This is a genomic window from Rhodococcus sp. 2H158 (genome assembly GCF_053764755.1).
The window spans coordinates 19,833-46,701 of sequence record NZ_JBSNCE010000028.1 but is presented as its reverse complement, the minus strand read 5'-3'; the positions used below and the strand labels follow the sequence as shown (position 1 = coordinate 46,701).

The 26,869-nt window shown below is 69.0% G+C and carries 26 protein-coding genes and 2 pseudogenes; 9 read left to right on the top strand and 19 right to left on the bottom strand.

Annotated elements, in window-relative coordinates; all coding sequences use genetic code 11:
- Positions 1 to 49: 49 nt before the first annotated feature.
- Positions 50 to 1,585, bottom strand: coding sequence for a hypothetical protein (locus ACWPOB_RS23370; RefSeq protein WP_455402274.1), 1,536 nt, complete (start codon positions 1,583 to 1,585; stop codon positions 50 to 52).
- 120 nt (positions 1,586 to 1,705) lie between these two features.
- On the opposite strand from ACWPOB_RS23370, the pseudogene ACWPOB_RS23365 reads away from it, so the two are divergent.
- A pseudogene (locus tag ACWPOB_RS23365) lies at positions 1,706 to 2,563 on the top strand (ParA family protein).
- Positions 2,560 to 3,045: a hypothetical protein gene (locus tag ACWPOB_RS23360; protein ID WP_455402273.1), complete on the top strand. Its 486-nt coding sequence runs from the start codon at positions 2,560 to 2,562 to the stop codon at positions 3,043 to 3,045. Before ACWPOB_RS23365 ends, ACWPOB_RS23360 begins: the two are co-directional and overlap by 4 nt.
- Positions 3,046 to 3,138: 93 nt before the next feature.
- On the opposite strand, the gene ACWPOB_RS23355 is transcribed toward ACWPOB_RS23360, so the two are convergent.
- Positions 3,139 to 3,408, bottom strand: a complete 270-nt coding sequence (locus tag ACWPOB_RS23355; RefSeq protein WP_455402272.1) for a hypothetical protein — start codon at positions 3,406 to 3,408, stop codon at positions 3,139 to 3,141.
- Between the two features lie 207 nt (positions 3,409 to 3,615).
- On the opposite strand from ACWPOB_RS23355, the gene ACWPOB_RS23350 reads away from it, so the two are divergent.
- Positions 3,616 to 5,001, top strand: a complete 1,386-nt coding sequence (locus ACWPOB_RS23350) for a wax ester/triacylglycerol synthase family O-acyltransferase (RefSeq protein ID WP_455402271.1) — start codon at positions 3,616 to 3,618, stop codon at positions 4,999 to 5,001.
- Between the two features lie 282 nt (positions 5,002 to 5,283).
- Here the strand turns inward: ACWPOB_RS23350 and ACWPOB_RS23345 are convergent, their stop codons facing one another.
- On the bottom strand, positions 5,284 to 5,442 hold the full coding sequence (locus ACWPOB_RS23345; RefSeq protein ID WP_165041520.1) for a hypothetical protein: 159 nt from the start codon (positions 5,440 to 5,442) through the stop codon (positions 5,284 to 5,286).
- A gap of 221 nt (positions 5,443 to 5,663) precedes the next feature.
- Between ACWPOB_RS23345 and ACWPOB_RS23340 the strand changes: the two genes are divergently transcribed.
- Both ACWPOB_RS23340 and ACWPOB_RS23335 read left to right on the top strand, forming a co-directional pair.
- Positions 5,664 to 6,404 carry a DUF429 domain-containing protein gene (locus tag ACWPOB_RS23340; RefSeq protein ID WP_455402270.1) on the top strand — a complete coding sequence of 247 codons (741 nt, stop codon included), beginning with the start codon at positions 5,664 to 5,666 and terminating at the stop codon, positions 6,402 to 6,404.
- A 67-nt stretch (positions 6,405 to 6,471) separates the two neighbouring features.
- Positions 6,472 to 7,389, top strand: a complete 918-nt coding sequence (locus ACWPOB_RS23335; RefSeq protein ID WP_455402269.1) for a pseudouridine-5'-phosphate glycosidase — start codon at positions 6,472 to 6,474, stop codon at positions 7,387 to 7,389.
- 64 nt (positions 7,390 to 7,453) lie between these two features.
- On the opposite strand, the gene ACWPOB_RS23330 is transcribed toward ACWPOB_RS23335, so the two are convergent.
- From ACWPOB_RS23330 to ACWPOB_RS23280, 11 genes and pseudogenes are all read right to left on the bottom strand, one after another.
- On the bottom strand, positions 7,454 to 8,959 hold the full coding sequence (locus tag ACWPOB_RS23330; RefSeq protein WP_455402268.1) for a flavin-containing monooxygenase: 1,506 nt from the start codon (positions 8,957 to 8,959) through the stop codon (positions 7,454 to 7,456).
- Positions 8,960 to 9,020: 61 nt separating this feature from the next.
- Complete coding sequence (dmpG, locus tag ACWPOB_RS23325) at positions 9,021 to 10,070, bottom strand: 4-hydroxy-2-oxovalerate aldolase (protein WP_455402267.1); 1,050 nt, start codon at positions 10,068 to 10,070, stop codon at positions 9,021 to 9,023.
- Positions 10,067 to 10,733: pseudogene (locus ACWPOB_RS23320) on the bottom strand (acetaldehyde dehydrogenase family protein). Before ACWPOB_RS23320 ends, dmpG begins: the two are co-directional and overlap by 4 nt.
- On the bottom strand, positions 10,730 to 11,575 hold the full coding sequence (locus ACWPOB_RS23315) for a 2-keto-4-pentenoate hydratase (protein ID WP_455402266.1): 846 nt from the start codon (positions 11,573 to 11,575) through the stop codon (positions 10,730 to 10,732). Before ACWPOB_RS23315 ends, ACWPOB_RS23320 begins: the two are co-directional and overlap by 4 nt.
- The gene (locus tag ACWPOB_RS23310) at positions 11,575 to 12,432 is read right to left on the bottom strand and encodes an alpha/beta fold hydrolase (RefSeq protein ID WP_100055183.1); all 858 of its coding nucleotides are present in this window, start codon (positions 12,430 to 12,432) and stop codon (positions 11,575 to 11,577) included. Before ACWPOB_RS23310 ends, ACWPOB_RS23315 begins: the two co-directional genes overlap by 1 nt.
- 11 nt (positions 12,433 to 12,443) lie before the next feature.
- Positions 12,444 to 13,199 carry an aspartate/glutamate racemase family protein gene (locus ACWPOB_RS23305; RefSeq protein WP_100055184.1) on the bottom strand — a complete coding sequence of 252 codons (756 nt, stop codon included), beginning with the start codon at positions 13,197 to 13,199 and terminating at the stop codon, positions 12,444 to 12,446.
- Entirely contained in the window at positions 13,196 to 14,533 is a 1,338-nt protein-coding gene (locus tag ACWPOB_RS23300; RefSeq protein WP_100055185.1) for a M20 family metallopeptidase, read from the bottom strand. The genes ACWPOB_RS23305 and ACWPOB_RS23300 overlap by 4 nt, the downstream gene beginning before the upstream one ends.
- Positions 14,530 to 15,825, bottom strand: a complete 1,296-nt coding sequence (locus tag ACWPOB_RS23295; protein WP_455402265.1) for an amidase — start codon at positions 15,823 to 15,825, stop codon at positions 14,530 to 14,532. The genes ACWPOB_RS23300 and ACWPOB_RS23295 overlap by 4 nt, the downstream gene beginning before the upstream one ends.
- Positions 15,822 to 16,703, bottom strand: coding sequence for a VOC family protein (locus ACWPOB_RS23290; RefSeq protein ID WP_100055187.1), 882 nt, complete (start codon positions 16,701 to 16,703; stop codon positions 15,822 to 15,824). Before ACWPOB_RS23290 ends, ACWPOB_RS23295 begins: the two co-directional genes overlap by 4 nt.
- A 51-nt stretch (positions 16,704 to 16,754) precedes the next feature.
- On the bottom strand, positions 16,755 to 17,810 hold the full coding sequence (locus tag ACWPOB_RS23285; protein ID WP_455402264.1) for an FAD-binding oxidoreductase: 1,056 nt from the start codon (positions 17,808 to 17,810) through the stop codon (positions 16,755 to 16,757).
- Positions 17,811 to 17,812: 2 nt separating this feature from the next.
- Positions 17,813 to 19,006 (bottom strand): Rieske 2Fe-2S domain-containing protein, encoded by a 1,194-nt coding sequence (locus ACWPOB_RS23280; RefSeq protein WP_165039839.1) that lies wholly within the window; start codon positions 19,004 to 19,006, stop codon positions 17,813 to 17,815.
- Positions 19,007 to 19,254: 248 nt separating this feature from the next.
- Here ACWPOB_RS23280 and ACWPOB_RS23275 point away from each other — a divergent pair, with 248 nt between their 5' ends.
- Positions 19,255 to 19,893, top strand: a complete 639-nt coding sequence (locus ACWPOB_RS23275) for a winged helix DNA-binding protein (protein WP_455402263.1) — start codon at positions 19,255 to 19,257, stop codon at positions 19,891 to 19,893.
- On the opposite strand, the gene ACWPOB_RS23270 is transcribed toward ACWPOB_RS23275, so the two are convergent.
- Entirely contained in the window at positions 19,867 to 20,682 is an 816-nt protein-coding gene (locus ACWPOB_RS23270; RefSeq protein ID WP_455402262.1) for an enoyl-CoA hydratase/isomerase family protein, read from the bottom strand. The two genes, ACWPOB_RS23275 and ACWPOB_RS23270, sit on opposite strands and share 27 nt — an antisense overlap.
- Positions 20,682 to 22,088, bottom strand: a complete 1,407-nt coding sequence (locus ACWPOB_RS23265; protein WP_455402261.1) for an acyl-CoA synthetase — start codon at positions 22,086 to 22,088, stop codon at positions 20,682 to 20,684. Before ACWPOB_RS23265 ends, ACWPOB_RS23270 begins: the two co-directional genes overlap by 1 nt.
- Before the next feature lie 120 nt (positions 22,089 to 22,208).
- Here ACWPOB_RS23265 and ACWPOB_RS23260 point away from each other — a divergent pair, with 120 nt between their 5' ends.
- Positions 22,209 to 22,943 (top strand): IclR family transcriptional regulator, encoded by a 735-nt coding sequence (locus tag ACWPOB_RS23260; RefSeq protein WP_100055209.1) that lies wholly within the window; start codon positions 22,209 to 22,211, stop codon positions 22,941 to 22,943.
- A 202-nt stretch (positions 22,944 to 23,145) separates the two neighbouring features.
- On the opposite strand, the gene ACWPOB_RS23255 is transcribed toward ACWPOB_RS23260, so the two are convergent.
- From ACWPOB_RS23255 to ACWPOB_RS23245, 3 genes are all read right to left on the bottom strand, one after another.
- Positions 23,146 to 24,930, bottom strand: a complete 1,785-nt coding sequence (locus ACWPOB_RS23255; protein WP_455402260.1) for an alpha/beta hydrolase — start codon at positions 24,928 to 24,930, stop codon at positions 23,146 to 23,148.
- Positions 24,931 to 24,940: 10 nt separating this feature from the next.
- Complete coding sequence (locus ACWPOB_RS23250) at positions 24,941 to 25,240, bottom strand: three-helix bundle dimerization domain-containing protein (RefSeq protein WP_455402259.1); 300 nt, start codon at positions 25,238 to 25,240, stop codon at positions 24,941 to 24,943.
- Between the two features lie 72 nt (positions 25,241 to 25,312).
- On the bottom strand, positions 25,313 to 25,738 hold the full coding sequence (locus tag ACWPOB_RS23245; RefSeq protein ID WP_100055193.1) for a DUF7144 family membrane protein: 426 nt from the start codon (positions 25,736 to 25,738) through the stop codon (positions 25,313 to 25,315).
- A 313-nt stretch (positions 25,739 to 26,051) separates the two neighbouring features.
- On the opposite strand from ACWPOB_RS23245, the gene ACWPOB_RS23240 reads away from it, so the two are divergent.
- A complete protein-coding gene (locus ACWPOB_RS23240; protein ID WP_455402258.1) occupies positions 26,052 to 26,501 on the top strand; it encodes a DUF6325 family protein in 450 nt (149 codons plus the stop codon).
- Between the two features lie 55 nt (positions 26,502 to 26,556).
- Positions 26,557 to 26,841: an SHOCT domain-containing protein gene (locus ACWPOB_RS23235; RefSeq protein WP_455402257.1), complete on the top strand. Its 285-nt coding sequence runs from the start codon at positions 26,557 to 26,559 to the stop codon at positions 26,839 to 26,841.
- The last annotated feature ends 28 nt before the right edge of the window (positions 26,842 to 26,869 follow it).

Below are 26,869 nucleotides of genomic sequence, written 5' to 3'. Positions count from 1 at the left end.
CTCCTCCGAATATCCCCCTCGGCGGCGATCGTCGGCGGGGAATCCGGGATTACCGCAGGGCTTGCCCTGCCGGCACCCCGAACGGCCGCATGAGCACGGCACCCCAGTCCCGCCACGGCGGGCACGGTGGGGGCGGACGGCCGTTCAGGAAGCGGATCGCCGCGTCCTCGAATGCCGCCGATTTGGGCAGGTACGGGTGGGCGACGCGGGCCGGGCACCCGTTTCGCTCGACGTCGAGCCGCCAGCCGTCCGGCATCAGGGGCAGATCGGTGGCCGCGGGGAGGCTCGTTGCACGCACCGTTGCGGGAAGCGGCTGAGCGAGGATGGATTCCGCGGCTCCCGCCGTGCCGAGCAGTTCCCGCGCGGCGGGGGTGTCCGGGTCGAAGTGGAACCGGACCAGGTCGGTGGCCGGAGCGGCGGCACGCAGCAGGTCGCCGAAGACGCGGCCGGGCGCGTTCACGTGCGGTGGGGGATAGCCGGTCGGGGTGCTCGGGAACGGGCCGACCAGCAGCAGCGCATCGACGTCGACCCGCCCGGTGGCGACGGCCTCCCACACCACCCACACGGCGTGCGAATGCGCGGCCACCACCAGCGGACGAGGCAGCGCGGCCGCCTGCTCGACGAACAGATCGACCTGCTCGTGGAACGGACGCTGGGTGTCGCTCGGCCCATACGGGGCACCCGTGCGGATCGGGCAGGTCGCGTCCCGCTGCGGCTGCCCGTCGCCCGGTCCGGCATACGAGAAGTAGTACACCTGCTCGCAGCGATAACCGAGGCGGTGCACGTCCGTCGCGTGGATCGCGCCCCGCCCCGACGCCGAGTTGATCCCCGACAGGATCAACAGCGAACCCGGCTGCGGCGGGCCGGGTTCCGGCTCGTCGTACCCGCGGGTCGCGACGAACGCGAGCGATGCGGCGGCGAGCACCGCGACGAGCGCGGTCAGGACCGCCCCCGGCCGGCGCAGCGCCGGGCGATCCATCGCCCGGATCGCCAGGCCGGTCGCGACGGCCGAGACCGGGACGAGCGGCACGGTCAGGACAGGGACCCGTTCGGCGACGGCACCCAGCGCCAAAATCAGCGCGCAGTACGGCAACATCACCTCGACACGCAGCCCCCGCCGCCAGGTCAGCGCAACGGCCTCGCGCAACCGGGGTCCGCCCTGCCACGGCACCGGGCCGAGCGTGAGCATCAGCACCCCGACCAGGGCGACGGCCGGCCAGAACAGCCGGGAGTACAGGACGGCGTAGGCGGTGGCGTCGGCGAACGCCGCGAGCAGCATCGGCCCGAACGCGACGGTGTAGAACAGGGCCGCGAACCGCAGGCGACGGACGTCGAGGCCGCCCAGCAGCCACGCCATGAGGGCCACCCGGGCTGCGGACACCGCGGCGAGCAACACCAGGAACACCGGCCACGACGGCGCCCGCGACAGCAGGAGCCGCAGGTCGGCGAACTGGTCCAGCGGGGGCAACGCCACCAGGTGGATCAGTCCCGGCCACGTCGGGACCGCGTTCGTCGCCGCGAGCAGCACGACGAGTGCCGCCGCGGCCGCGAGCGGCCACCAGCGCCTCCACCGTCCCTCTCGCATGCGCGGGCTCCCGTCGCCGATGCCTCGAATCTAGGGGGTGCGCCGGTGCCCGACGCCGGATTCGTCCGGGTCCCGGTGTACTTTGCTGAGCGAACGAGTAGCGAGTGCTGGGGGTGTGGTGTGGCGCGGGTGATCGCGACGATCAATCTGAAGGGCGGCGTCGGCAAGACCACGACGACGGCCGCCCTGGCGGAGTTCATGTCCGCCGAGTTCGGGCAGCGGGTGCTGCTGATCGACCTGGACCCGCAGACCAACCTCACGACGATGATGATCGGGGAGGAGCGCTGGCAGGAGCTCAACCAGCTCGACCGCACCCTCGCCACGCTGTTCCGCGGCGCCGTGGATCCCGACGCCCCCGCCTTCGACCTCGAGAAGGCCCTCCAGCGCGACGTCTCACCCGTGCGCGCCGTCAAGAACGTCGACCTGCTCGCCTCGTCGCTGGATCTGATGGACATCCAGGAGGGACTGAGCCACCAGCAGTAAGCCGACCCGAAGTCCACCCGGCCCCTCGAGGTGCTGCTGCACGCGATCACCCCGATCGCCGACCGGTACGACTACATCCTCGTCGACTGCCCGCCCAACCTCGGCATGCTCACCCAGAACGGCCTGCGGCTGGCGAACGGCTACCTCATTCCGACCATCCCCGACATCCTCTCGACCTACGGGATTCCGCAGCTGCAGACCCGGGTGCGGGCGTTCGCCGAGCGGACGGGGCATCCCATCCGCGAGATCGGCCTCGTCATCACCAAGTACCGGAGTGCGTCGAACCTGCACCGCAGCATCATCGAACAGCTGCAGCGCGACGACCGGATCGCCAATGTCGTCCCGGCGTGGATCCCCGAGGCCAACCAGATCGCGCAGTCGGCGGAGTTCGTCCCGTACGGCACCCTCAAACGCAAGTACGGCAACTCCGGGCAGTTCGACGCGCTGCGCATGCTGACCGAGGACATCCTGATGAATGCGCAGGTGCTGCTGTGACCGACACCGTCGACCGCGACGAGGCCCGCCTCCGATTGCAGATCGGGGAGGCGAGCGCCGCGATGCTGCGGCTGCAGGGATCGAGCCCCGCCGCCGCGACCGCCCTGGTGCGGCTGGTGCAGGTGATCGCCGACGAAGCCGCCCGCACCCCGCGGTTCGCGAACGCCCTCGCCTCGGCGCTCACCGCGACGGGGGAGGCGACACCGCCCGCTGCCCCGGCACCGCGGAAGGCCCCCGCCGCTCGGCGGGGCACACGCGCCCCGGGGCCCTTCGATCCGTTCGCCGCGTTCCGCGACGGCGGCGAGGCCGGCCTGCGCGCGCAGCTGGCGCCGCTGGACGTCGAGCAGCTCAAGGACATCGTCGCCGAGCACGCGATGGACTACGACCGCCTCGCCATGCGCTGGCGCACGCCGAAGAAGTTGCAGGACAGGATCGTCGAGCGGGTCAAGGCGCTCACGACGAAGGGCGACGCCTTCCGCTGACGGACAGCCCGGTGAGGCAGCGGTGACCGCACTGCGGCCCACGTGCTGCCCCTGTACACGGTCGCGGCCAGCTGCGTCGACGAGGCAATCCCCCTAGCATCCGTGGATGGCGTTGCCATGCAATGGGTTTCCGTGCCTACGCGGCTTGACGTCCGGATCGCCGACACCGCCCCGCATCTGCCCGGATTCCTCGGCGCGTGGACCGCACGGCTCCTCGCTCGGCTCCACCGAGGTGGCTGCCAGCGGTCGTGCAGTGGTCAGCTCGGCCAGGTAGCGGGCGGCCGAGGCGGCGGCGCTCGCCGCCGTCAGCTCCTCCGAGTCCGGAGGACGCTCGTCGGTATCGGCGGGACCGGGGTCGCTCATGATCGACCACTCCTCCCTCGTCGTGTGGTCCCCATGATCCTCCCGTTGGGGACGGTCCGGTTCGGATTCGTCGATCGGGGTTCCGAGGACGGCGACAACGTTGCAGTATCGACAGTGCAGAAGCTTCGGGGGTTCGACCGTAGGACGCACAGCCGGCGGTCCGCGCGCCGCTGCACCGCGAGGTCCGTAGGTGGAGGAGAGTCGGCGATGTCGGTGATGAGCCTGCCCGAGGCGTTGTTCGTCCTGCTCGAGACGCCGTCGCGGCCGATGCACCTCGGTGCCCTGGCGCTGTTCGATCCGCCACCCGACGCGGAGGAGAACGCGGCCCGGCGGTTGATCGAGCAGATGTGCGCCTGCGCCGACGTGGCGGAGGCGCTGCGCCGACGCCCGATCCGGCCCGTTCGTGGGGCGGGATATCCGTGGTGGACCCGGGTCGGGCAGATCGACCTGGGATACCACGTGCGTCATGCGGCCGTGCCCGGCAGTGGGTCGATGGCAGACCTGCTGGCACTCGTCTCGCAGATCCACGAGATCCCGCTCGCCCCGCAGCATCCGATGTGGGAGGTGCACCTGATCGAAGGTCTCGACGACGGCCGCCTGGCCGTGTATGCCAAGGTCCATCTGTCCCTCGCCGACGGGCCGGCCGGCCTGCGCATGCTCTTCCGCAGCCTGTCGAGCGATCCGGACGCCCGTGACTGCCCGCCACCGTGGAACCCCGATGCGGCGGCAGCTGCACCCCTGCACCGCTCGATTGCCGGGACGCTGCTGGGCTCCGGGATGCGAGCCGGCCGCGAACTCGTGTCGATGGCGCCGGCCCTGGCCCGGTTCACCGCCGAAGGGCTGCGCAGGCACGAATTGACGCTGCCCCTGCAGAGCCCACCGACGATGTTCAACATGGACGGCGGCCGGGCCCGGACGCTGGCGATCCGTTCGTGGCCGATTGCGCGTCTGCGCACGGTTGCCGCCGCGACAGGCGCGAGCGTCGACGCCGTCGTACTGGGTATGTGCGCCGGCGCCCTGCGCGCCTACCTACACGATCGGTACGCCCTGCCGGACACACCGCTCACGGCATTGCTGCCGGTGCCGCTCGACCTCGGGCAGGCTGCGGTCGGGCCGGGAGGCCACGAACCCGGCTCGGGAGCGATGGTGGTCGAGCTGGCCACCGACGAACCGGACCCGGCGGTGCGCCTGGCCCGCATCGCCGCGGCACTCACCCACACCGATCGTCTGGTCGGCGCGCTCAGCCGCACCCAGTTCCTGGTGCTGAGCGCACTGGCGCTCAGCCCTCTCGCGCTCGAACCCGTGCGCCGGTTCACCGCTGAGATCCCGCCCCCGTTCAACGTGCTCATCTCCTACCTGCCCGGTCCGGCCCGTCCCCGGTACTGGAACGGCGCACACCTCAGCGGCGTCTACCCGGTGCCGGCGCTGTTCCCCGGACAGGGATTGAGCATCACCCTCACCGGCACCGACGGCCGGCTCGACCTCGGTGTCGTCGGCGACCGGCACGCCGCTCCCCATCTCGATCGGCTCGTCTGCCTGCTCGACGAATCGCTGGGGGACCTCGAGCGCGCAGTATGCACCGCCACGCGATAGCGCCACGCTCGTGCGGCCCAGGCCCGACCGGCACGTGCTCCCCGCCCAGCGACCCAACCGACGAAGATCGTCGGTCACCGCCCGACTGCGACTCGGGCATCAGCAGCCGACAGGGCAGATGGAGGGCTTCGCCTTGTGACTCTTCGGGTACAGCCCGTGCGAACCGATTGACAATCACTCGCTGACGGGGCAGCCGAATTCCGTCGCGCACCGTGATGGCGACGTGGATTGCGCGACCGTCCGCCGATCCCGCAGTCCAGCTGCGCGGCCGACGGGGGGCGGTCAGGCCGTTCGGGTCCGTCGATCCACTTCCTTCTCGACGGCGACGGCGAGGTCGTGGACGACCCTGGAGTGCCATTGCTTGTGCGCCGCGAGGTCCGCGGCGAGCGCATGGCAGTCCGGGCATTCCTGTGCGGCGCTGTTCTGCTGGGTGTGCTCCATGGTGTTGCACCTCCTGGAAGAGATATCCGCCTCCACCGTGGCACGGATGCGGAACGTAGTCCACGATTGCGGGCCCGCCGATCGTGTGGGCGCCGGGTACCGTGCCGGCGGCTTGCTCCCCCGAGTGCGTGCCTGCACCCGTTGTGGCGGGACAAAGGGGACGCACGGTGCACAGTACGGGTGGCAGGCTCCGGGGACGGGCAGCGGATACCGTGACGTCCGTGAAGACGGTAGGGGTCGACCTCGCGGCGGAGCCGGCGAAGACGGCGGTCGTCACCGTCGCCTGGGAGCACGGCACCGCGACGGTGCAGGAGTTGCGGCTCGGCGCGACCGACCCGGATGTCGTGAACGCGGTGGCCGCCGCGGACCGGAGCGGCATCGATGCGCCGTTCGGGTGGCCCGACGCGTTCGTGGACTTCGTCGGCGCGCACCATCGCCTCGAGTACTCGCGCGAACGCGCCCTGAGCAGCCGAACCGGACGCCTCCCGTTGGTGCGGCGGTTGACCGACCGCGTGGTGCATGCCGGGACGGGAATCGTCCCGCTGAGCGTGTCCGCGGATCTCATCGCGCATGTGGCGCTCCGGTGTGCGGGTCTGCTCGCCGAACTCGATGCCGTCGGGGTGGATGTCGACCGCGTCGACGGAACGGTGGTCGAGGTGTATCCCGCTGCCGCGCTGCAGGGCTGGGGCCTGCCGTTCAAGGGGTACAAGAGCGCGAAGAACCGCGAGGCGCGGGCCGCATTGGTGGCCGCACTGGAGCGAGCCCTTCCGGGACTGAGGCTCGGCGGCTTCCGGGACCTCTGTGTGGCCTCCGACGACGCGTTCGATGCGGTGGTCGCCGGCCTCGTCGCCCGAGCGGCAGCGCTCGGAAGAACCACCCGGCCCGATGCGGCGCAGCGCGCCGTCGCGGTCCGGGAGGGGTGGATCCATCTGCCGCTGTGCGGAATCCGCGAACTGCTCTGAGGACACAGTCCGGACGCTCAGCGGCGCTCGCCCCCGCCGCTACCCTGCACGCAACGAGAGGAGCCGCATGGACCCGATGATTCGGATATCGGACGAGGTGCGCGACGCTGTCGCCGCCCGTCGGCCGGTGGTCGCCCTGGAATCGACGATCTTCACGCACGGCCTGCCGCGTCCCCGCAACCTCGAGGTGGCGCTCGAGGCGGAGGCGCGACTGCGGGAGGCGGACGTCGTCCCCGCCACCGTCGGCGTGCTCCGCGGCGTTCCCACCGTGGGGCTGTCCACCCACGAGATCACCGACCTCGCGACGGCGGAGACGGTGACGAAGCTGAGTGTGCGCGACCTGCCGATCGCCGTGGCGCGGCGACTGTCCGGCGGCACCACCGTCGCCGCCACGGCGCTGCTCGCACACCGCGCCGGTGTCGAGGTCTTCGCGACGGGCGGGCTGGGCGGCGTGCACCGTGGCGCGCAGAGCACCTTCGACGAGTCCGCCGACCTGGTCGCCCTGTCCACCGTGCCGATCCTCGTCGTCAGCGCCGGCGTCAAGTCGATCCTCGACATCCCGGCCACGCTGGAGCGGCTCGAGACCCTGAGCATTCCGGTCGTCGGCTACCGCACGACCAGCTTTCCCGGCTTCTACATCCGCGACAGCGGCTGCCCGCTCGAATATTCCGTCCGGTCGCCGGCCGAGGTCGCCGCCCTTGTCCGTGCCCGGGACGCACTCGGACTGAAAGCCGGCGTCCTGCTTGCGAATCCGGTATCGGAAGACGCCCAGCTCGACCCCGCGCTGCATGCGCGGGTGCTGCGCGAGGCCGAGGAGCGGGCCGCGGCGGCCGGAGTGGTCGGCAAGGACACCACGCCGTTCCTGCTCGACCACTTCCACCGTGCGACCGGCGGCCGCAGCCTCGATGTGAACGTCGAGGTCTATCGGGGGAACGTTGCACTCGGCGGTGCCGTCGCCACAGCGCTCGCCGGCGGTCCGACCTGACGACCGCCGCAGCGGTGCATCTTTTGGGCTGCGGTGGCCGCCCAAAAGATGCACCGCAGCAACGTCACGCGGTGCGAGCCGGGGCGGTGGACTTCAGCTTCTTGTGCAGCTTCGCGACCGAGGTCCGGTACGAGCCGGGATCAGCCGGAAGCAACCACTGGCGGAACCGGGTCAGCGGCCCGACGTTCACCCCGATCTCGTCGAGGACCTCGTCGATGTGCCGCAGCGAGAACGGGATGATGTTCGTTCCCCGGGCGTGTTTGCCCTGGGTTCGCTCGATCATCCAGTCGAGTCGCTTCTTGGTGAAGGTACGGCGTGCATCGAGCGAGGGGAGCTCGGTGCCACCTTTGAGGAAGCTGACGACCCACATCGCGGCCGCTTCCGCGCTGAGCGGACTGAACAGCGACGAACCGTAGCCGACGAAGAACAGCCGGCGAACGTCGAGGGGCATGATCTGGCGGTACAGCTCGAAGTTGCCGTTGCCGTCGGTGACACGCCGCTGCAGGTCCTCGCGGAGGAACGGAACCCGCTGGGTGAATCCGGTGGCACAGACGACGACGTCCGCCGAGCGCACCGTGCCGTCGGACAGTTCCACGGTGGGCCGGCCGTCCTTGTCGTAGAGCCCGACGATCGTGGTTCCGCGACGGAGGTCGATGACGCCGTCGCGGATCTTCTCGTAGAAGTTCTCGGTGGCCAGGCCCACCGCGTGCCGCACGATCCGTTCGAACGACCCCTCCGGCAGCAGTCCGAGCTCCCCGAGGAGGAGCTGGCGCTTGGTGACGGCTTCCACCGTGCCGAGCAACGCGTTGCGCAGGAACCGGCCCGAGCCGGTGAGGAACCGACCGAAGCCGCGTTGGTCGAGGTGCTCGAACAGGCCCTCGCTGAGGCGGGTGAGCAGGATGTACTTGTAGTTGACCACGCCGGCGAGCTTGCGCGGCATCTTCCAGGTGACTTCCCGCGCCACCACGGTGGTCGACCGAGCGGCTTCGCTCAGCGCTTCGGCGATGTCGCAGGCCGACTTGCCGTATCCGACCACCACGATGTCCTTGCCTGCGGCGTCGTCGAGGTCGTGGAAGTCCGACGCGGCGCACACGCGGCCACCCGCCTGGGCGAAGTCCTCGAGGCCCGGATACTCGGGCACGAAGGGGTCGCAGAAGATTCCGTTGGCCACGATGAGCTGGTCGAACCGGGATTCGGTGACCGCGCCGGTGCCGGTCTCGCGCACCGTTAGCGTCCAGCTGCCGGCATTCTCGTCGAGGTCTGCGGACACCACTTCGCACCCGAGCCGGATGTAGCGGTCGAGCCCGAAGTGCCGGGCATAGTCGGCCAGGTACTGCTGGACCTGCTCGCCGGTCGGCCACTCGGGATAGTGCGACGGCATCGGGAAGTCCGAGAAGGCGTACGTCCCCTTGTTGTTCTGGGTGGTGACGCCCGGGTATCTCCGGGTTCGGCTCCACACGCCACCCACGTCGGGGGTGGAGTCGAAGACCGTGACCTCGAAGCCGAACTCGGTGAGCAGTTTTGCAGAGCACAGCCCGGCAACGCCGGCGCCGACGATGGCGATGTTCATGGGTTCTCCAGCCGGAGTGATGGAAGGGGTGGGCCGATTCGGGCGTCGACCCTGCGCCGTGTCAGTTCCCCGATCTATTGCGCAGATCGAGTGCGACGTCGGTGATCATGTCTTCCTGCCCGCCGACCAGGCCACGCCGTCCGATCTCGACGAGGATCGCGCGGGTGTCGAGCCCGTAGATGTGGGCGGCGGTTTCGGCGTGCCGCAGGAAGCTCGAGTAGACCCCGGCGTATCCGAGGGTGAGTGTTTCCCGGTCGACCTGGACCGGGCGGTCCTGCAGGGGGCGGACCAGATCGTCGGCCGCATCCTGCAGACCGAACAGGTCGCAGGAGTGTTTCCAGCCGTACAGATCCGCGACCGCGACGAACGGCTCGATCGGACAGTTGCCTGCGCCGGCACCCTGTCCGGCGAGGGACGCGTCGACCCGGATCACGCCTTCCTCCACTGCCGCTACCGAGTTCGCCACCGCCAGAGACAGGTTCTGATGCGCGTGGATTCCGATCTGGGTGTCCCCATCGAGGACGTAGCTGTAGGCGCGGACCCGCTCCCGCACTCCGTCCATGGTCAGCCGGCCGCCGGAGTCGGTGACGTACACGCAGTCCGCGCCGTACGACTCCATCAGCTTGGCCTGACGTGCCAGATGATCGGCCGGGGCCATGTGGGACATCATCAGAAATCCGGAGACGTCCATGCCCAGCTCTTTCGCCGTGGCGATGTGCTGGGCGGAAACGTCGGCCTCGGTGCAGTGAGTTGCCACCCGCACCGAGCGCACACCGAGCTGGTACGCCCGTTTCAGCTCGTGGATCGTGCCAATCCCCGGGAGCAGCAACGTGGTGAGCTTGGCGCGGTGGACGGCCGACGCCGCGGCTTCGAGCCATTCCCAGTCGGTGTTGCTTCCGGGGCCGTAGGTCAACGACGCGCCGGCGAGCCCGTCTCCGTGCGAGACCTCGATCGCATCGACCCCGGCCGCGTCCAGTGCACCGGCGATGCGGGCGACGGTGTCAGGGGTGATGCGGTGCCGGATCGCGTGCATGCCGTCGCGCAGAGTCACATCCTGGATGTACAGGGCCGCACCGTCGTTCGCGGTCGGACGATCTCCTGCTGTGCTCATGCCGATACCTGTGCTTTCCGTGTCGCGATCGCGCGGGCGGCCCGCAGCGCGGCGGAGGTCATGATGTCGAGGTTGCCGGCGTAGTCGGGCAGATAGTGCGCGGCACCTTTGACCTCGAGGAACACCGCCACCTTCCACAGCGGGCCGGTGTGGTCGGTCAGGGTGGTCATCGGCTCGGTCACCTCGGTGAACTGCACCTGCTGCTTGAGCCGGTACCCGGGCACGTAGGCGGCGACCGTGGCGACCATCGCCTCGACCGAAGCGACGATCTCGTCGCGGCGGTCCTCACCGACGAGGGCGAGCACGGTGTCGCGCATGATCATCGGGGGCTCGGCTGGGTTCAGGATGATGATCGCCTTGCCCCGGGCCGCGCCGCCGACCTGCTCGATCGCCGCGGCGGTGGTCTCGGTGAACTCGTCGATGTTGGTGCGGGTGCCCGGACCGGCCGACCTCGACGCGATCGAGGCCACGATCTCGGCCCAGTGCACCGGGGTGACGCGCGAGATGGCGGCGACGACGCTTCGCCCGGGCGAGGCCGTCGGAGGCGGAGTCGATGCCCACCAGCGCGACCGTTTCGAGTTCCCCGGTGGCCAATCGTTTGATCTTGATCAGCAGGTCGGTGCCGATATTGCCGGAGCCGATGATGGCGACCTTGACGCTCATGCGGGCGCTCCCGGGGTGAAGGTGACCGAGACGCAGCCAAGTCCGCCGATAGAGGCCGAGTAGGTGCTGCCGGGGGTGACTGTCGCCATCGGCCCCAGCGCTCCGGACAGCACGACCTCACCGGCCTGCAGTGGCGCGCCGAGTGAGCGGGAGACATTCGCCAGCCAGGCGAGAGCCGCCCAGGGGCTGCCCAGGCAGTCCGCGCCCGTCCCCGTCGAAACCACGGTGCCGTTCTCGGTCATCGACATCCGGACCGCCGCCAGGTCCGGTAACTCGCCGGGCGGAATGCGGTCGCCGAGGACATACAGACCGGAGGAGGCGTTGTCGGCGATCGTGTCACCGAGGGTGATGTCCCATCCTGCAATCCGGGAATCGACGATCTCCAGCGCCGGCGCGCCGGCCTCGACGTAGCTGCGGACGGTGATCTCGTCGACGGGCACGTCGATGTCGGACCCCAGCACGAACGCCACTTCGGCCTCCACCTTCGGCTGCAGCAGCCGGGTGACGTCCACGGGCCGTCCGCCGGAGCAGTCCATGTCGGCGAACAACACCCCGAAGTCGGGCTGGTCCACCCCGAGTTGCGCCTGCACCGCAGCGGAGGTCAGTCCGATCTTGCGGCCGGAGAGGATCCGTCCCGCATCGACGAACTCGGCGACGATGCGGGACTGGACCGCGTACGCGGTCTCGATATCGGCCGTGCCGATCAACTCGCGCACCGGCGCGCACGGGGTGCAGTCGCGTTCGGCCGTCCGGAGCCGGGCGGCAGCCTCCGCGATGCAGCCCGGCCTGCCGGTGCTCGCGACCTTCTCGATCGCGTCGACTGTGGCGGTGCGGCCCGACATCAGACGCCTGCCTCGGCGGAGACCCGCGCCTCGCGGAGGAACTGGTCGACGAGGTAGTGGAAACGGGCCGCGTGCTCGATCTGCGTCCAATGCCCGCACCGACCGAACGCGTGCAACTGCGCGTTGGGGATAGTGTGGAACATGTGCAGGGAGGCGTCCAGCGGCACGACCCGGTCCTCCCTGCCGTGCAGGATCAGCACCTCGTGGGCGATCGCGGCCAGTTGTTCGTCGGGGACGATCTGTGCGTCGAGCCACCGCTGGCGCGGGGGCGGGAAGACCTTCTCGAACGCCTCTTGGGCGCCCGGTCGGATCGTCGCCTGATACCGCAGTTCGGCCAGTTCGTCGGTCACCAGCGACCGGTCGTAGGCCATGATGTCCATGATCTTCTTCATGTTCTCCACCGAGGGGGTGTATCCCCACAGGGCGTCGAGTTCGTCGGTGAAGTCGATCTGCACACCGCCGGCGCCCATCAGCACGATCCGGTCGAGCCGGTCGGGATGCTTGGTGGCCAGGTTCAGGGCCAGGCCCCCGCCGAACGAGTTGCCGACCACGTGCGCCTTGTCGATCCCGAGGCCGTCGAGCAGGGCGAGGATTTGGTCGATCCAGGTGTCGAAGATGGAGAAGTGGACCGGGTCGGGTAGGGAGGTGTATCCGAAGCCCACAAGGTCCGGGGCGATCACCCGAAAGTTCTCCGACAGCACGGGAATGAGTCCCCGCCAGTTCGCCCACGCGGAGACGCCGGCGCCGGAACCGTGGAGCAGCAGAACCGGCTCTCCGGAGCCGACATCGTGGTAGTTGGTCGCGAACGTACCCGTTCGCATGCTCTGCCCGATTTCCGGGTTGGTGGTGTTCGTCATGGTTCTTCCGTTCAGTTCGACAGGGCGGCGATGGCCCCGGACAACAACTCGTCCTGGATCAGGCTCGGCGAGGGATAGGCGCGTTTGCTGTGGCTGAGCCCGGTCTGGACAAGCAGTTCGCACATCTTGTAGGCGATGACGCCGGGGTTGAGGACCGGTACTTCGAGGACCTTCTCGAGGTACGCGTGACTCTGGTGCATGGTCGTCGAGCCGAGGATGATGACGTCCGCACCGTCCTCGTCGATCGCTGCGCGGGCCTGCCGCTCGAGCGCCTCGAAGACGAAGTCCTCCTTGCCGGCCAGCAGCTCCGCGGTGTTCGGAGGGACACCGATGTCGCGCACCGAGGCGAGCTTGGCGGTCAGCCCGTGCTCCCGTGCCGCTTTGTGGTAGAGCTCGTGCCACTGCGGCCACATGGTGACGACCGAGAACTTCTTGCCCAACAAGCCGGCGAGCAGCATCGAGGCCTGGCTCGGGGCCACCACCGGGATGGTCAGCCGGGAGCGCAGCGCGGCCAGCGCCGAGTCGCTCATCGAGTTGACGCACACGGCGGCATAACCCTGCTCCTCGGCGCGGCACCCCGCCTCGAGGACGAACGCATCCGCCAGGGTCGTCTCGTAGGCGCTGTCGAGTGTGGTGCCGCCGGCGCGGGCGCAGACGAAGACGTTCTCGAACCCGGGATGCACCACGGATGTGGGGATCTGGGCGGCGAAGGCCTCGAGGGCTTCCGGTGGGACGGGAACGGGGACGATGTTGAGAATCCTGTTCACAGGTCGAGTTCCTCTCGGGTGCGGGTAAGGGTGTCGACTACCGCGTAGACGACCGCGCGGGTGGCGGTCATGACGTCGTTGATCGAGGCGACGCCCATGCCGCCGAGGCCCTCGTTCAGTTCGGCCGGAGCGGCAGCGGGAGGCCAGGGGTATCCGATTCGGGCGCAGGGTATTCCGAGCCGTCGGATCAGGGTGCCGTCGGTCTGGCCGCCGAGCAGAGGGGTCGTCTCGTAGGGGCGGCCTTCGACCTCCTCCCAGCCGCGGCGGCACGACTGGATGATCCAGTTGTCCGGGTCGGTCATTCCGCCCGGCAGGGATCCGTACATCTCCCAGTCCAGTTCGATGTCGGGGTGGGCGGTACGGATCCGGATGATGAGTTCGGCGAACTGGTGCCGCACCTCGGCGGGGGTGGTGCGGGGGTTCACCCGTACGTCGAGATAGATCTCCGTGGTCGCGGACGGGAAGGCCGGCTTGTCCGGGTTTCCCGAGCGGACCGCGGCGATCCATCCTTCGGGGATGGTCGATCCGGAGGTGTTGCGGGCGGTGTACTCGGGAAGCCAGGCCTCGATCTCCTGGATAACCGTGGCGGCGGGCACGATGGAGGAGCGGAAGCCGGGGGTTCCCCGGCTGATGCCCGCGTAGCCGAATGTTCCGCGCACCGACACCTTGAACCAGCACATGCCCGGCTCCTCAGGGTAGACCGCCCACCACGGCTTGAACACCACCGCGTGATCGGGCATCCCCCCGTGGGTGAGCAGGTGGAACACACCACTGCTCATGCCCACGTTGTCGCGCGTGCTCATCGAGACGGGCATCCCGCCGCCGGCGAACCCGAGGGCGAGGTCGCCACGCAGTGGCACGCCCGCGTCGACCACCGCGTGGACGACCTCGGTGAGACCAGCGACCATGCACTTGGGGTTCGAGGCGCCGAGCCCGATGACCAGGTCGCCGTCGACCACGGCGCGGGGCAGCATGTCCGGTCGCAAGGCGGGGCCCACCCAGGGCACGTCGGCCTCGGGGTCGATGTGGGTGTCGATGGGCGCGTAGAGCAGCAGTCTGCTGCCGTCACCGGTGCCTCGGCGTTCCCCCAGCACGTTGCCGGTGTGTTCGCTCATCGGCTGGTAGTGGGCGTCGATGCCGACGCTCTTGGTCAGGTAGTCGGCCATGAATTCCGACGCCTGGCGCTCGCGGCCGGTGGGACTGTGGATGTTGATCAGGGAGACGAGCAGATCGCGGAAGCGGTCGGGGTCGAGCCGCTCGCAGACGGCTTCGTACATCGCGCGCCGCTCCGCGTCGAGCGGCACCTCCTGCCTGTGTCCGATCGAGATGGTCATGGCAGTTCCTCCGGGAGCGGGCACCGCGTGGCGATTCCGAACCGATCGGTCAGGCACGTGGCGAGGTGGACGAGGGACTGGTCGCTGTGGGCGGGCCCGATCAGCTGGATGCCCAGCGGCAGGTGATCGGTTCCCGTCCCCGTCGGCAGTCCCACCCCGGGGACGCCGGCGGTGCTGGCGAGTTTGTTGAAGATCGGATCTCCGGTGCTCGCGAAGCCGGTCGGAGCCTCTCCGGTCGAGGCGAGGGTCAGCAGCACGTCGACCCGGCGGTGGGCGTTGTCGACGAAGCGACGAGCCTGACGCAACACGACCCGGGCGTTCTGGACCGTACCGGCCGGGGCATCGCGGCCGTCGGACAGGAACCGGGTGAGCTGGTCGCTGACCTGGCCGGGACGGCGAATGCGGTCGGCCAGTGCAGCAGACGCTTCGGTGGCCATGATGAGCGTGTGGGCCTCGTCGAGGGCGGCGAGTTCCTCGGGAACCGGTACGTCGACGACGTCGGTGACCACCGCGCGCAGGGCCTCGACGGTGTGCTCGAGCATCGCTGCGGCCGCCGGTGTGGCCCGGTCGGCCCAGGGTGGGCGCAGCACCCCGATGCGCAGATCGGCGGCGGCGGGCAGTGTCCGTTCGGGGCCTGGATCGGCGAGAACCCCGTCGAGGGCGGCGAGTTCGGCCGGGTGCCGGGCGAAGCCGCCGACGGTGTCGAAGGTCAAAGCCACCGGCAGCACGCCGTCGAACGGCCACCGGCCGTAGGTCGGTTTGAGTGTGAACACGCCGCAGAACGCGCCGGGCCGCAACACCGAGCCCGCGGTCTGGGTTCCCAGAGCCAGCGGCACCTGGCCGTCCGCTACGGCGGCGGCGGATCCACTCGACGAGCCGCCCGGGGTGTGGGCGGTGTTGTGGGGATTGCGGGTGGCGGTGGGGCGGTAGGTGGCGAACTCGGTGGTCGTGGTCTTGCCGAGGATCACCGCGCCGGCCTGCCGCAAGCGCCGGACCACCTCGGCGTCGCGGTCGGGCCGGTGTCCCTGCCACAGTTCCGAACCGTAGCCCGTCGGCTGGTCGGCGGTGTCGATGATGTCCTTCACCCCGACCGGGATGCCGTGCAGCATCGAGCGGCGGTCCTCGCCGTCGCGTGCGCGGGCCTGGGCCAGGGCCAGCTCGGGGTCCAGGAAGGCCCACGCGTGAATCAGGCTGTCGCGCTCGTCGATCCGGTCGAGGCAGCGTTCGACGGCAGCGACGCTCGACGTGGGCGCCTCCACTCCGGAGCTGGGAAGGGAGGTGGTTCCGGTCATGGTCGGCTCGCCTTCTGCGGCTCGTGTCCCCACCGCGAGGGCGAGCGGTAGGTCTTGACCACCCAGCGGTCGTCGACCAGGTCGCCGCCGTAGCCGATCTCGATGCCGAAGCCCGACGGTGTCGCGACGTAGAAAGAGGTCACCCCGTCGTTGGTGTGACGACCGAAGGTCATCTTGAGGTCGATGCCGGCGTCGTTGATGCGGTCGTAGGCACGGCCGACGTCGTCCAGCGAGGCCACCTCGATCATCAGGTGGTTGAAGTCGCCCCCGCGGAAGTGGAAGCACTCGTTCATCAGGGCGAGGCTGTGGTGGCGGGGATTGCAGTGCAGGAAGGTGGCGTCGGCGCCGTCCCACACGATGTAGTCCGAGAGCCGGAACCCGAGCACCCGGGTGTAGAAGTCGACGGCCGCCGGATAGTTCCTGCACATCAGGACCACGTGCCCGAGACCGAGCTCCCCGGTGACGAATCCGCTGACGAGCCCGCCCTGCTTCAGCGGACGGTGGTCCACGGTCGGCCCGAACCGGATCTCGTTGGGGAAGCCGTCGGCGTCGTCGAAGCGGAACGCCGCCACCGCGCTGCGGGTCTCAGGGTCGCCGGTGGGTACCCACTCGACCTCGACACCCTCGGCCCGTACGCGGTCGGCGAGTGCGTGCAGCTGCTCCGGGCTGTCGACCTCCCAGGTGATGCGGCGGATGCGGTCCTGCGCGGCCGGGTGCAGCGCAATTCGATGATGGTGCTCGTCGAGGCGGATCAGGAGCGGCTCGTCGTCGGAGGTTCTCGGGCGTGCCTCGAGGCCGAGAAGGTCCACGAGCAGGTACCGCCAGGAGTCAAGGTCCGCTACGTCGACGCTCAGTGCGCCGAGTCGGGAAACACTCATGCTGGTGTCGCAATCTGTGATGGGTGCAGCAGCGCTGCCGCACAGTAGGTTTCAGCTGGGGAGGAAGTGCTCGGCGTGGATCCGCTCGCGCGGCATGCCGAGTTGCTGCAGGCGCTCGCGTGCCGCATCGAGCATCGCCGGCGGGCCGCACAGGTAGGCCGAGGTATTCGCGTCGGCCACGTCCTCGGCGGTGAGGACGCTGACGGGATTGCCGACGAGAACGTCGGGACGATCGGTCTGCTCGTCGAGCACCACGCGTACGTCCAGGTTCGGCATGAAGCTGCGCCGAGCGTCGAGTTCGTCGAGGTGGAACAGATCCCCCTGGCGGGCGCACCCGAACACGAGCCGAACGGAGTTGCGGGTCCTCGCGGTCTGGAGGGACTCGAGCATCGACAGCATCGGTGCCAGGCCCGTGCCGCCGGCGATCATCAGCACCGGTCCCGGCTGTTCCTCCAGGCCGAACGAACCCATCGGTCCTTCCAGGTCCAGTTCGTCGCCGACGGCGGCCGCCGTGCGCAGGTAGTCCGACATCGCGCCGGTGGGTAGCACGCGGATCGTGAACGCCAGTCGCCGCTTGTGCCGCTCGCCCGACGCCATCGAGTACGAGCGCCATTCGTCCGTTCCGGGGATGCGGAACCGGACGAACTGACCGGACCGGAAGGAAAAGGGGATCGACTTGGGCAGGCGCACAGCCAGTTCCACGACCGTCTCGGCCAGCCATGTCAGCCCGGTGACCTTCACCGTGGTGGTGACGACCGGGTGCTCGTCGAGCATGGCGGCCGGGTAGTCGAGGTCGACCTCGGTCTCTCCGAGGGCATGCGCCTGGCAGAGTAGGCGCATGCCCTCGGAGAGTTCCTCGGCCCGCAGCGGGTAGACCCGGCCCTCGGGCATGGCCAGTGCTCCGGTCGATACTCGCCCGACGCAGGTTCCGCACGTGCCGATGCGGCACTGGCTGACCAGGCGCGCACCCGCTGCTTCCGCGGCCTCGAGGACGGTGGTTCCGGCCGGAACGTCGATCTCTCTGGTGGTGTCGGTGTAGTTCAGGCGCACACGGCTGGTGGTGCCGGCCGGGGTGTCGGGCAACGCCTCGATCGGAGCAATGGTCATGGTCAGTCCTCGTCCTGGTAGGGGGACTCGAAGAAGCCGCGAGGATGCCGTGCCGCCATCTTCCGCCACGCGATGATGGAATAGTCCATGTCGCACAGCACTTCGTTGTTCCAACCGTCGAAGCGGGTGTAGTGCTCTTCGGTGGCTTCGCGGGCGAAGACGTCGCTGTTGTTGAAGCCCTCGAGGGCCAGCGGCAGCATGAAGTTGTCGTACTTGAAGTTGAACTCGGCGATCTCCTCGTCCGACGAGGCCCGGGTGGCGATGACCTCCCAGTACTCGTGGTGGTGATCGTCGATCGGGACGTAGAACTCGTACTGCACGTGGTCGGTGATGGGCCAGTGCTCGACCATGAGCACACCCGGGACCCACAGCGAGGTGCGGAAGTAGTGCGGCACCGTCCCGCGCGCCTTCATGTTCACCTTCGGGTTCTCCAACACCGGCTGGTACAGGTCCGGCCGGTCGTACCGGTTCATCACGCCCTTGGGGCCGTCCTCGATGTCAATCTCCTCGGTGGCCGAGTCGGTCAGGGCGTTCACGCCCAGCGGCAGGGCGCGGTCGAGCGCGACGAGGATCTGGTTGTCCCAGTGCACGAGCAGGTGGCCGGGGTCGAGGCCGTTCTCGGCGGCGAGGCGCCAGTTGCCGACGAGCTTGCGGTGGATACCCCGGATGACGATGCCCTCGTCGAGCAGGTGCGGGACGGGAGTGCCGTTGGGGTCGTTGGTCACTCGCATCGGCAGGTCCGAGCTGAGCGGCGGCGGCGTGCCGTAGTCCTCGTCGCCGACGAAGACGTAGATGATCCCGTTGACCTCCTCGACGGGGTAGGTGCGGATCTTGGCCCTGCCGATCAGCGAGTCGTCGGGGTTGCCGACGATGGTGGTCAGGCTGCCGTCCTCGAGCCCGTAGGTGAAGCCGTGGTACCAGCAGGTGATGGTGCCCTCCGACAGGCACATCGGCTTGGCGGAGAGCTTGACGCCGCGGTGGATGCACCGGTCCGACACTGCGTAGGCCTTGCCGGACGACCGCCGGACGGCGATGTCGTGGCCGCCGATGGTTATGCCCTTGGCGGTGCCGTCCTCGAGTTCGTGCGACAGCAGGGCGGGATACCAGTGGTTGGCGTAGCCCCAGTCGGCCTGGACGTAGGGCGCGTAGTGCCGGGTGACCCCGGCGGAGGATCCGCTGTACGGGGATGCGGACATGAACGACCTCCATGGTTGGGCCCACGCGCGACGGCGCGGGGAGGGAGAGGGGATCCGACGTGACCGGCTCGGGAGAGCGGCGTTGTTCGTGTCGCCCATCACACTACGCAATATCCGTGGAGAGTCAATAGAGATTGCACGAAAAATCCATGGACGGTTTTGCGGCCTGTCGGGCCGCGGTGTTGAGTAGGGGGTGGAAGAGGGCCGCCCGGCGGCCGCACCGCACGACGAGGGAGTAGACCGGTCACATGAACGCCACCGAACCCACCGCGTCCGGCGAGCCGGCGCCCCTGGACCCGGGGCGGCGCTGGCACCTTGCCCAGGACCCGTACGAAGAAGCGCTGACGGCATTCGAGTTCGCGGTCCTGCAGGCCCAACGCGGTTTCGAGCGATTTGCCGTGCAAGCCATGCACGTCGCCGGTGATCTCGACCTTGCCTTCAACGAAGTGGTGGCCCTGCACGTCGTCCGGATGCAGGAACGTCCGAAGGACACTGCGACGATCGCTCAACTCACCAATCGCGACGATCTACCGAACCTGCAGTACAACCTGCGCAAGCTCGTGAGCCTGGGACTGCTCGAACGCACCAAGTCCGGCACGTCGTCGGTGTTCGCCGTCACCCCCGCCGGTCGCGAGGTGACGGATCGATACGCCGCCCTGCGCCGCCAGGTGCTGGCGTCCAACCTCGTCGAATTGGCCGATGTGACCGTGAAACTGCAGCATGCGATTCGCTCCATGCACATCCTCACAGGGCTCTACGAGGCGGCCAGTCGTGACCTCGCCACCATCAATCCGACGGTGATGTTCACCGACGACGGTCAGGACGCTGCTCCCGGCGCGCCGCCTTCTGCGTCGAAGCGATCACCGAAGACGCGGCGGCAGGACTGATCCCGCCGGTTGTGTCACGGCAGGCCCGTCACCGGAGAACCGTGGCGCGCGACCGGCCAGAAAGGCGTCGATTCCTTCGGCGGCGTCCGGGTTCGCCCCCTGTGACCATCTGCGCGTCACGGCCTCGTCGATGTCGTGTCCACCGGCCGCGTCGATCATCTCCTTCGCGGCCGCGAGGGAGATCGCCGAGCGGGTGGACACGAGATGCGCCAGCTCGGTTGCCCGTGCCGCCAGGCCGCCGGAGGGTGTGACCTCGTCGACGAGGCCCATGCGCAGCGCGGCATCGGCGTCGATCAACTCGGCGGTGAAGACGAGCCGCTTCGCGGCGGCGGGCCCGAGGGTTCGCACCAGGCGAGCCACCGTCCGAGGAGGGTATACGATACCGAGCTTGGCCGGCGTGACGCCGAAGCGCGCACACTCCGAGGCCAGCCGCAGATCGCACGCCAGGGCAAGCTGCATCCCGCCCCCGACGCAGTAGCCCTCGACGGCGGCCACGGTGGGCTTCGGGAAGGCCGCGAGACGCTCCTCCGCGGCCGTCATCCGATGCTCGAGCTCGATCCCCCGCTCCCGCGCGGATCGCAGACCGCGGATGTCCATTCCGGCGCTGAAATCGCCCGCGGCTCCGGTCAGCACCAGCACCCGGACGTCGTGATCCGACTGCAGGGCGGTCAGGACGTCCTCGAAGCGGTCGAGCATCGCGGTGGTGAGGGCGTTGCGCCGGGCCGGGTGGTCGATCGTCACGGTCTCCACCCGGCCGGTCACCCGCAGGTGGACGGACGCGGCGTCCATCACGATTCTCCCGCGAGCAGCGCCTTCTTCTGTACCTTCCCCATCGCGTTGCGCGGCAGCGTATCGACGACCCGGATCTCACGGGGACGCTTGTGCACCGACAGCGAGGTGGCGACGAAGTCGATGATGGACTTACCGTCGTTCGCGTCTCCGACCACGTACGCGACGATGCGCTGTCCGAGGTCCACGTCGGGCTCGCCGACGACGGCCGCCTCGCGCACGCCGGGGTGGGCGAGCAGAGCCTGTTCCACCTCGCCGGCCCCGATCCGGTATCCGCCGGACTTGATCATGTCCACCGATTCCCGGCCCACGATCCGGTGGAAGCCATCCGGGTCGACGACGGCGATGTCGCCGGTCTTGAACCATCCGTCGTCGGTGAGCGATTCGGCGGTCTTCGCCGGATTGTTCAGATAGCCGTCGAACAGCGTCGGTCCGGCGATCTCCAGCTGTCCCAAGGATTCTCCGTCGTGAGGGGCCAAGGCGCCCGACTCGGTGCGCAGCTGCGTCCGCACCCCCGCCAGCGGTAGCCCCACCCAGCCCGGCCGGCGCTCGCCGTCGAACCGGGCGCTGACGGTGATGAGCGTTTCGCTCATGCCGTACCGCTCGATCGGCGCCGACCCGGTGAGGGCGACGAGCTCGTCGAACACCGGCACGGGGAGCGGTGCGCTTCCCGAGACGAGCAACCGCGCCCCGGCGAGCGCGCGGGCCGCGTCGCGGTCCGCGCACACGCGGGACCACACCGTCGGTACGCCGAAGTACAACGATCCGCCCGCGGCGGCGTAGGCCTCCGGCGTCGGGCGGACGGTGTGCACGAGCGGCGAACCGATCCGCAGCGCGCCGAGCACGCCCAGCACGAGGCCGTGCACGTGGAACAGTGGCAGGCCGTGGACAAGCACGTCGTCGGGGGTCCACTGCCACGCCTCGGCCAGTCCGTCGAGGCTCGCGGCGACGGCTCGCCGCGACAGGACCACGCCCTTCGGTGCGCCCGTGGTGCCCGAGGTGTACACGATCAGGGCCGGGGCGTCGGCCGGCGGTTCGGGCCGGCTGGTCGACGAGCGTGCCTGGGGGTCGACCGGGATCGCGGGGAGCGCGACGTCCGGCCGGGGAGTGCCCAGCCACAGCTCGGCGCCGGAGTCGGTGAGGATGTGCTGGCGTTCGAGCTCGCCCGAATCCGGGGGGACCGGAACGGCGGCGACGCCGGCGATCAGGCAGCCCACGACGGCCACGACGGTGCTCAGCTCGGCGCGCGCGTCGACGGCCACCCGCTGCGCACCGGCGATCCTGTCGGCAACCGCCGTGGCGGCTCCGATCAGAGCTTCCCGCGACAACGACGTGTCCCCGATCGTCACCGCGGGTGCGGCGTCGTCCCATCCCTCGTGCAGCGCGGTGAGCAGTGGAGCGGACATGTGTGCTTCTTTCGATCAGTGGTCCGCATTATGGACCGATGTGCTACGATGTGGACCACCTCGAAACTACAAGTGGGCACAGGTACCGTCAAGGTTGCGCGGCACCGGGGGAAGGACACGATGAACAGCGTGCTCACCGCACTGCGCGTATTCGAAGCGGTCGCGGACAGTCAGCCGGTGGGGCTCAGCGAACTCGCTCGGCGCCTCGATGTCCCCAAGAGCACGGTGCAGCGCTGCCTGAAGACCCTGCACGAGGCCGGCTGGGTACGGCCCGCCCCCGGAGAGGGCCGGTGGTCCATCACCGGTCGCGCCTTCACTGTCGGTAGCGCGGTGGCAGCCGGCGATCATCTGCGCGACGCCGTGCTACCGGAGCTCGGTGCTCTGCAGTCCGCCGTCGGCGAGACGATCCACCTCGCGGTTCCGGACGGCGACGAACTCGTCCTGGTCGAACGGCTCGACAGCCCCCATCAACTGCGTGCCTTCCTCGCGCTCGGCACCCGGCTGCCGCTGCACGCGGCAGCCACCGGCAAGGCGTATCTCGCCACCCTGCCGGACGAGCGGATCGCCTCATATCTGGCCGCAACTCCGGCCAAGGTCACCGATCGCACGGAAACCGATCCGGGCCGGCTGCGAGACGAGATCGGCCTCATCCGCGAGCGCGGCTACGCCACCACCGAACAGGAACTCCACGAAGGCATCTCGGCCGTCGCCGTAGCCGTGCGGGACCGCACGGGGACGGCCCGTGCATGTTTCAGCATCTCCGGTCCGTCGTCCCGGCTCACCCCCGAACTGTTCGAGGAGTACGGCAGCACGGCACTACGCACCCGCGACGCCATCGAGCAGGCACTGCGGTAGCGACACCGCAAGGCGTGCACCACGTTCGTCGGCCGGACGGGTCGCGTCGCCGGACGCCCGGCGGATCGTCCGGCCCGGCTGCAAAAAGCCACACCACCCATTACGCCGCGGTGGTCATGGAGCACACTCGGACAGGCGATCGCATCACCTCTCCACCTCGTCGATACACAACGAGGCGCACCCCGGGGCGTTTCCTCCTGCCCTATTCGCCGGCTTCGATGATCGTCCGGAGGGTGGTGAGTTGCTCGGGGGTGATCCCTGTCGGTTGCATGACCTCGTTCCACCCGTCGACGTACCCGGAGGTGTACTTGTGGCCGTGGCCGCCCGGGACACCGGTGGAGAACGGCAGGTCCGCGGTGACCTGCCAGAACGTCACGAACGGGATCCAGAACATCTCCTCGAGCACATCCCGGCCCGGCGCCTGACCGATCCAGTCCGGTTCGCCGAGGATCAGGTCCGGACTCCACCAGACGATCGGGTCGGACGGGTGCATCAGGTACAGGACACGACTGCCGTCCCAGGGCGTGTCCGCAGGAGGAATCTCCGTCTGGGGATCGTTGGTGAACCGCACCGTGCGCCCGTTCTGGTAGACCGGCTCGATCTCCGGGCTGTCCGGGGCACGCCGATCGCTGAACTCGCGGAACAGGGTATTGAAGTTGGGAGGCCCTGCAAACAGCGTTCCCGAGGTGCGGTTGCGCAGATCGTATTCCCCGCTGAAGGCGGTTTCGCCGCCGAACGAGCCCAGGCTCTCTCCGGCGACGAACAGCCGGGGCCGGTTGTCCTGGGGCAGTTTCGACCAGGTGTCGTAGACCGCGTCGAACATGTCGCGACCGGCTTCACGGGCTTTCGACTGATCGACCAAGTAGGAGATCCACGAAGGCAGGTAGGAGTACTGCATCGCTACGGTCGCCCCGTCGCCACCGGTGAGGTACTCGAACGCATCCACCAGCGCCGGGTCCACCCACCCGCTTCCCGTGGTGGTTACCACCAGTAGATTCCCCCGCTGGAAACCTCCGGCACGGTTGAGGTCCTCGACCGCCGCCGCTGCCCGGGATTCGGAGTCGTCAGCCGACGCCAGACCGGCATAGATTCGGATCGGCTCCAGGGCCGGACGTTCGGTGAACTGTGTGATCTCCTCCGTGGAGGGACCGGAGCCGATGAAGCTACGCCCCTGCCACCCCAACGAATCCCACGGCACCACCGATCCCGGTCCGCCCGAACGCAGGCTGGTCGCGGGCTGCTCTATGCCCTCCGGGGTTTTGGTGTCCCGCACCGAGAAGGCCGAGTTGGCGATCCCGACGAGGCCACCGAGCAGCACACCCGACACGACCGCATAGACAAGCCCGACGACCGCGAGCCACCCGACCACGGCCGCCGCGTGATGTCCGATCCACCGGTTGAGCAGAGCGGCCAGCCAGCGATACAAGCCCCGGACGCCGCGCCCGACCGCCAGGAGGAGGCAGAACATCACCGCAGCCACGACGGGGGAGAGAACCACGAGCGCGACGTTGTACTCGGTGACCCCCATCAACACGCGGATCTCGTGCTGCCAGTACTGACCGAAGCCGAAGAAGCCGACGAGCAGCACCGTCGCGCCGATGAGGAAGACCTGCCAGGAGCCGCGCCGCGGATGTCGAGGACCTCGGTCGGCGAATGCGCGCCACACGAACGCCGCGAACACCCCCAGCCCGTAGCCGATCGCGGCAGTAATGCCCCAGATCATGCCCTGGAGCAGGCCCCCGCGTGGTAGCAGCGACGGCGTGAACGACAAGCACGCGAAGATCAGTGCGCCCCAGCACCCCGGAAGGGTGACGTACAGCAACTTCCGGCGGCCCACGGTCTCGGGCGATCGGCTCTCGTCGTCTCCTGCCGCGGCCTCGACGGTCGCGTTGCGATGCCCGGAATCGGGGAGACCTACACCGTTGTTCGCCGTGTCGGGCGCGCTCGACACCGAATCATCCTGTGTTCCGGGTCCCTGTGGTGTCATTGCTGTCCGCCTATGTGTGACCGGTCCGGGAGGAGCGAGAACCGTTCCCGATTTCGCGCCAGGCCGACTTTTCGATCAGCAGGGGAACGAAGGTCCGGATCTTCGCGTCGGTGAACCGCTTTTCGACGGTCCGCACCACGAATTCGATGTCGGCGGGCGGCACAGCGGGAAAGACGGCGACGAGCCGTTCGATGACCAGCTCGATCTGCAACGTCTCGTCCCCGTCCACCGGGGAACCGAGCTCGGCGTGCTCGTCGCTGCTCAGCCGGCCGGGGGTGTCCTTGTCGGCCCGGCCGGTGTCCATCGTCATCTCCGATGTCCCTTCTGCAGGTCGGCGACGGCCGGCGCCTCGGCAGATATCGGTCCGGCGGCACCGCCCGGGTCAGTAGTAGTCGGCTCGCGGGTTCCAGGTCGAGATCGCCCAGATCACCACCACGTCGAGCGCGATGATCAGGATCGACCACCACGGGTAGTACGGCAGCCACAGGAAGTTCGCCAGGATCGACAGCGCAGCGAGGACAATTGCCGACACTCGTGCCCACGTCGCGCCGGTGATCAAGGCGATGCCCACGACCACCATCACCACACCGAAGACGATGTGGACCCACCCCCAGGTGGTGAGGTCGAATTTGAAGGTGTACTCCTGGCCCTGGACGAACACCTCGTCCTCGGCCACCGCCGCAATCCCCTGGAAGAACTGCAGGATGCCGATCGTGGCCATGATGACCGCGGCGCCGATCGACGTCCCCGCGGCGATGCCCTGTTTGACGGACATGCCTTCCTGATCGGCACGCACGTTCTGAGACATGATGCTCCCCTTCCGAGGCGGGACTGGTATCGCTCAGTGTGCGCTTCGGTTCTGCTTCTCAGCAGCGGCTTCGGACCCCTTTTCCGTTTCGAAGCGATCACGAGACCGGCATGCGCCAGGGGCGGGTCGGTGTCCCGATGCCACAGGTGCAAAAGCTGATGCGGGTTGCCGTGCGCGGACTATCGTCGAAACTGGTGGTGGGGTGGTTCGCCGTCCTCTTCCGAGGCTGCGTCGACCCGACGCAGCCGGCGGCGTCGGCTTCTCCCCGATCCGCCCGCCGAAGACTGGTTCCGTCGCTGAAACGAGGCTCCTGGTGACCGATTCCGACATCGACGAGATGGGCCCGATCGACTATCTCGTCATCGAGTTTCCTGCCGATCGTCCTCCCGACGGGTCGGCGCTACCGCTCCTGCGCGACCTCGTCGAGCGCGGCATCATCCGCGTGCTGGACCTGGCGTTCGTCCGCAAGGACCCCGATGGCTCCGTCGCCGGGATCGACATCGCCGAGGTCGGGCTCGAGGGCGAGATCGACGTGACCCTGTTCGCGGAGGCCGCCTCGGGTCTGCTCGACGACACCGACTTCGAGGAAGCCGGAGCCGCGCTCGAGCCGGGCTGCTCGGCAGCCGTCCTGGTCTACGAGAACACCTGGGCCGCGCCCTTCGCGCGGGCACTGCGTCGCAACGGCGCCCAGCTCGTCGCTTCGGGCCGCATCCCGGTGCAGAGCATCCTGTCGTCTCTGGACGCGCTTGGATCTGAAAGCTGAAGTAGAACAGAATAATTCGAATCGACATACCATTCGAGCACCCGAGGAGTACGCCATGCCCGGACTTCTTCGCGGAGTCGCCCGTACCGCCGTGGTGGCCGGAACCGCCACCGCCGTGTCCAACCGTGTGTCCCGGCGGCAGGGCCAACGCTGGGCGGCGCAGGAGCAGGCTCCAGACGACGGCTACGCGCAGTACCCGCCTGAACCCGCCCCCGCCCCGGCGGCCTCGGGAGGGACGGACCGGATCGCCGCATTGAAGGATCTCGCCGAGCTGAGGGCACAAGGCGCGCTCACCGAGGCCGAGTTCGAGGCCGAGAAGGCCCGGGTCCTGGCGTCCTGATCCCTCCGCTCGGTCGGCGCGGCAGCGG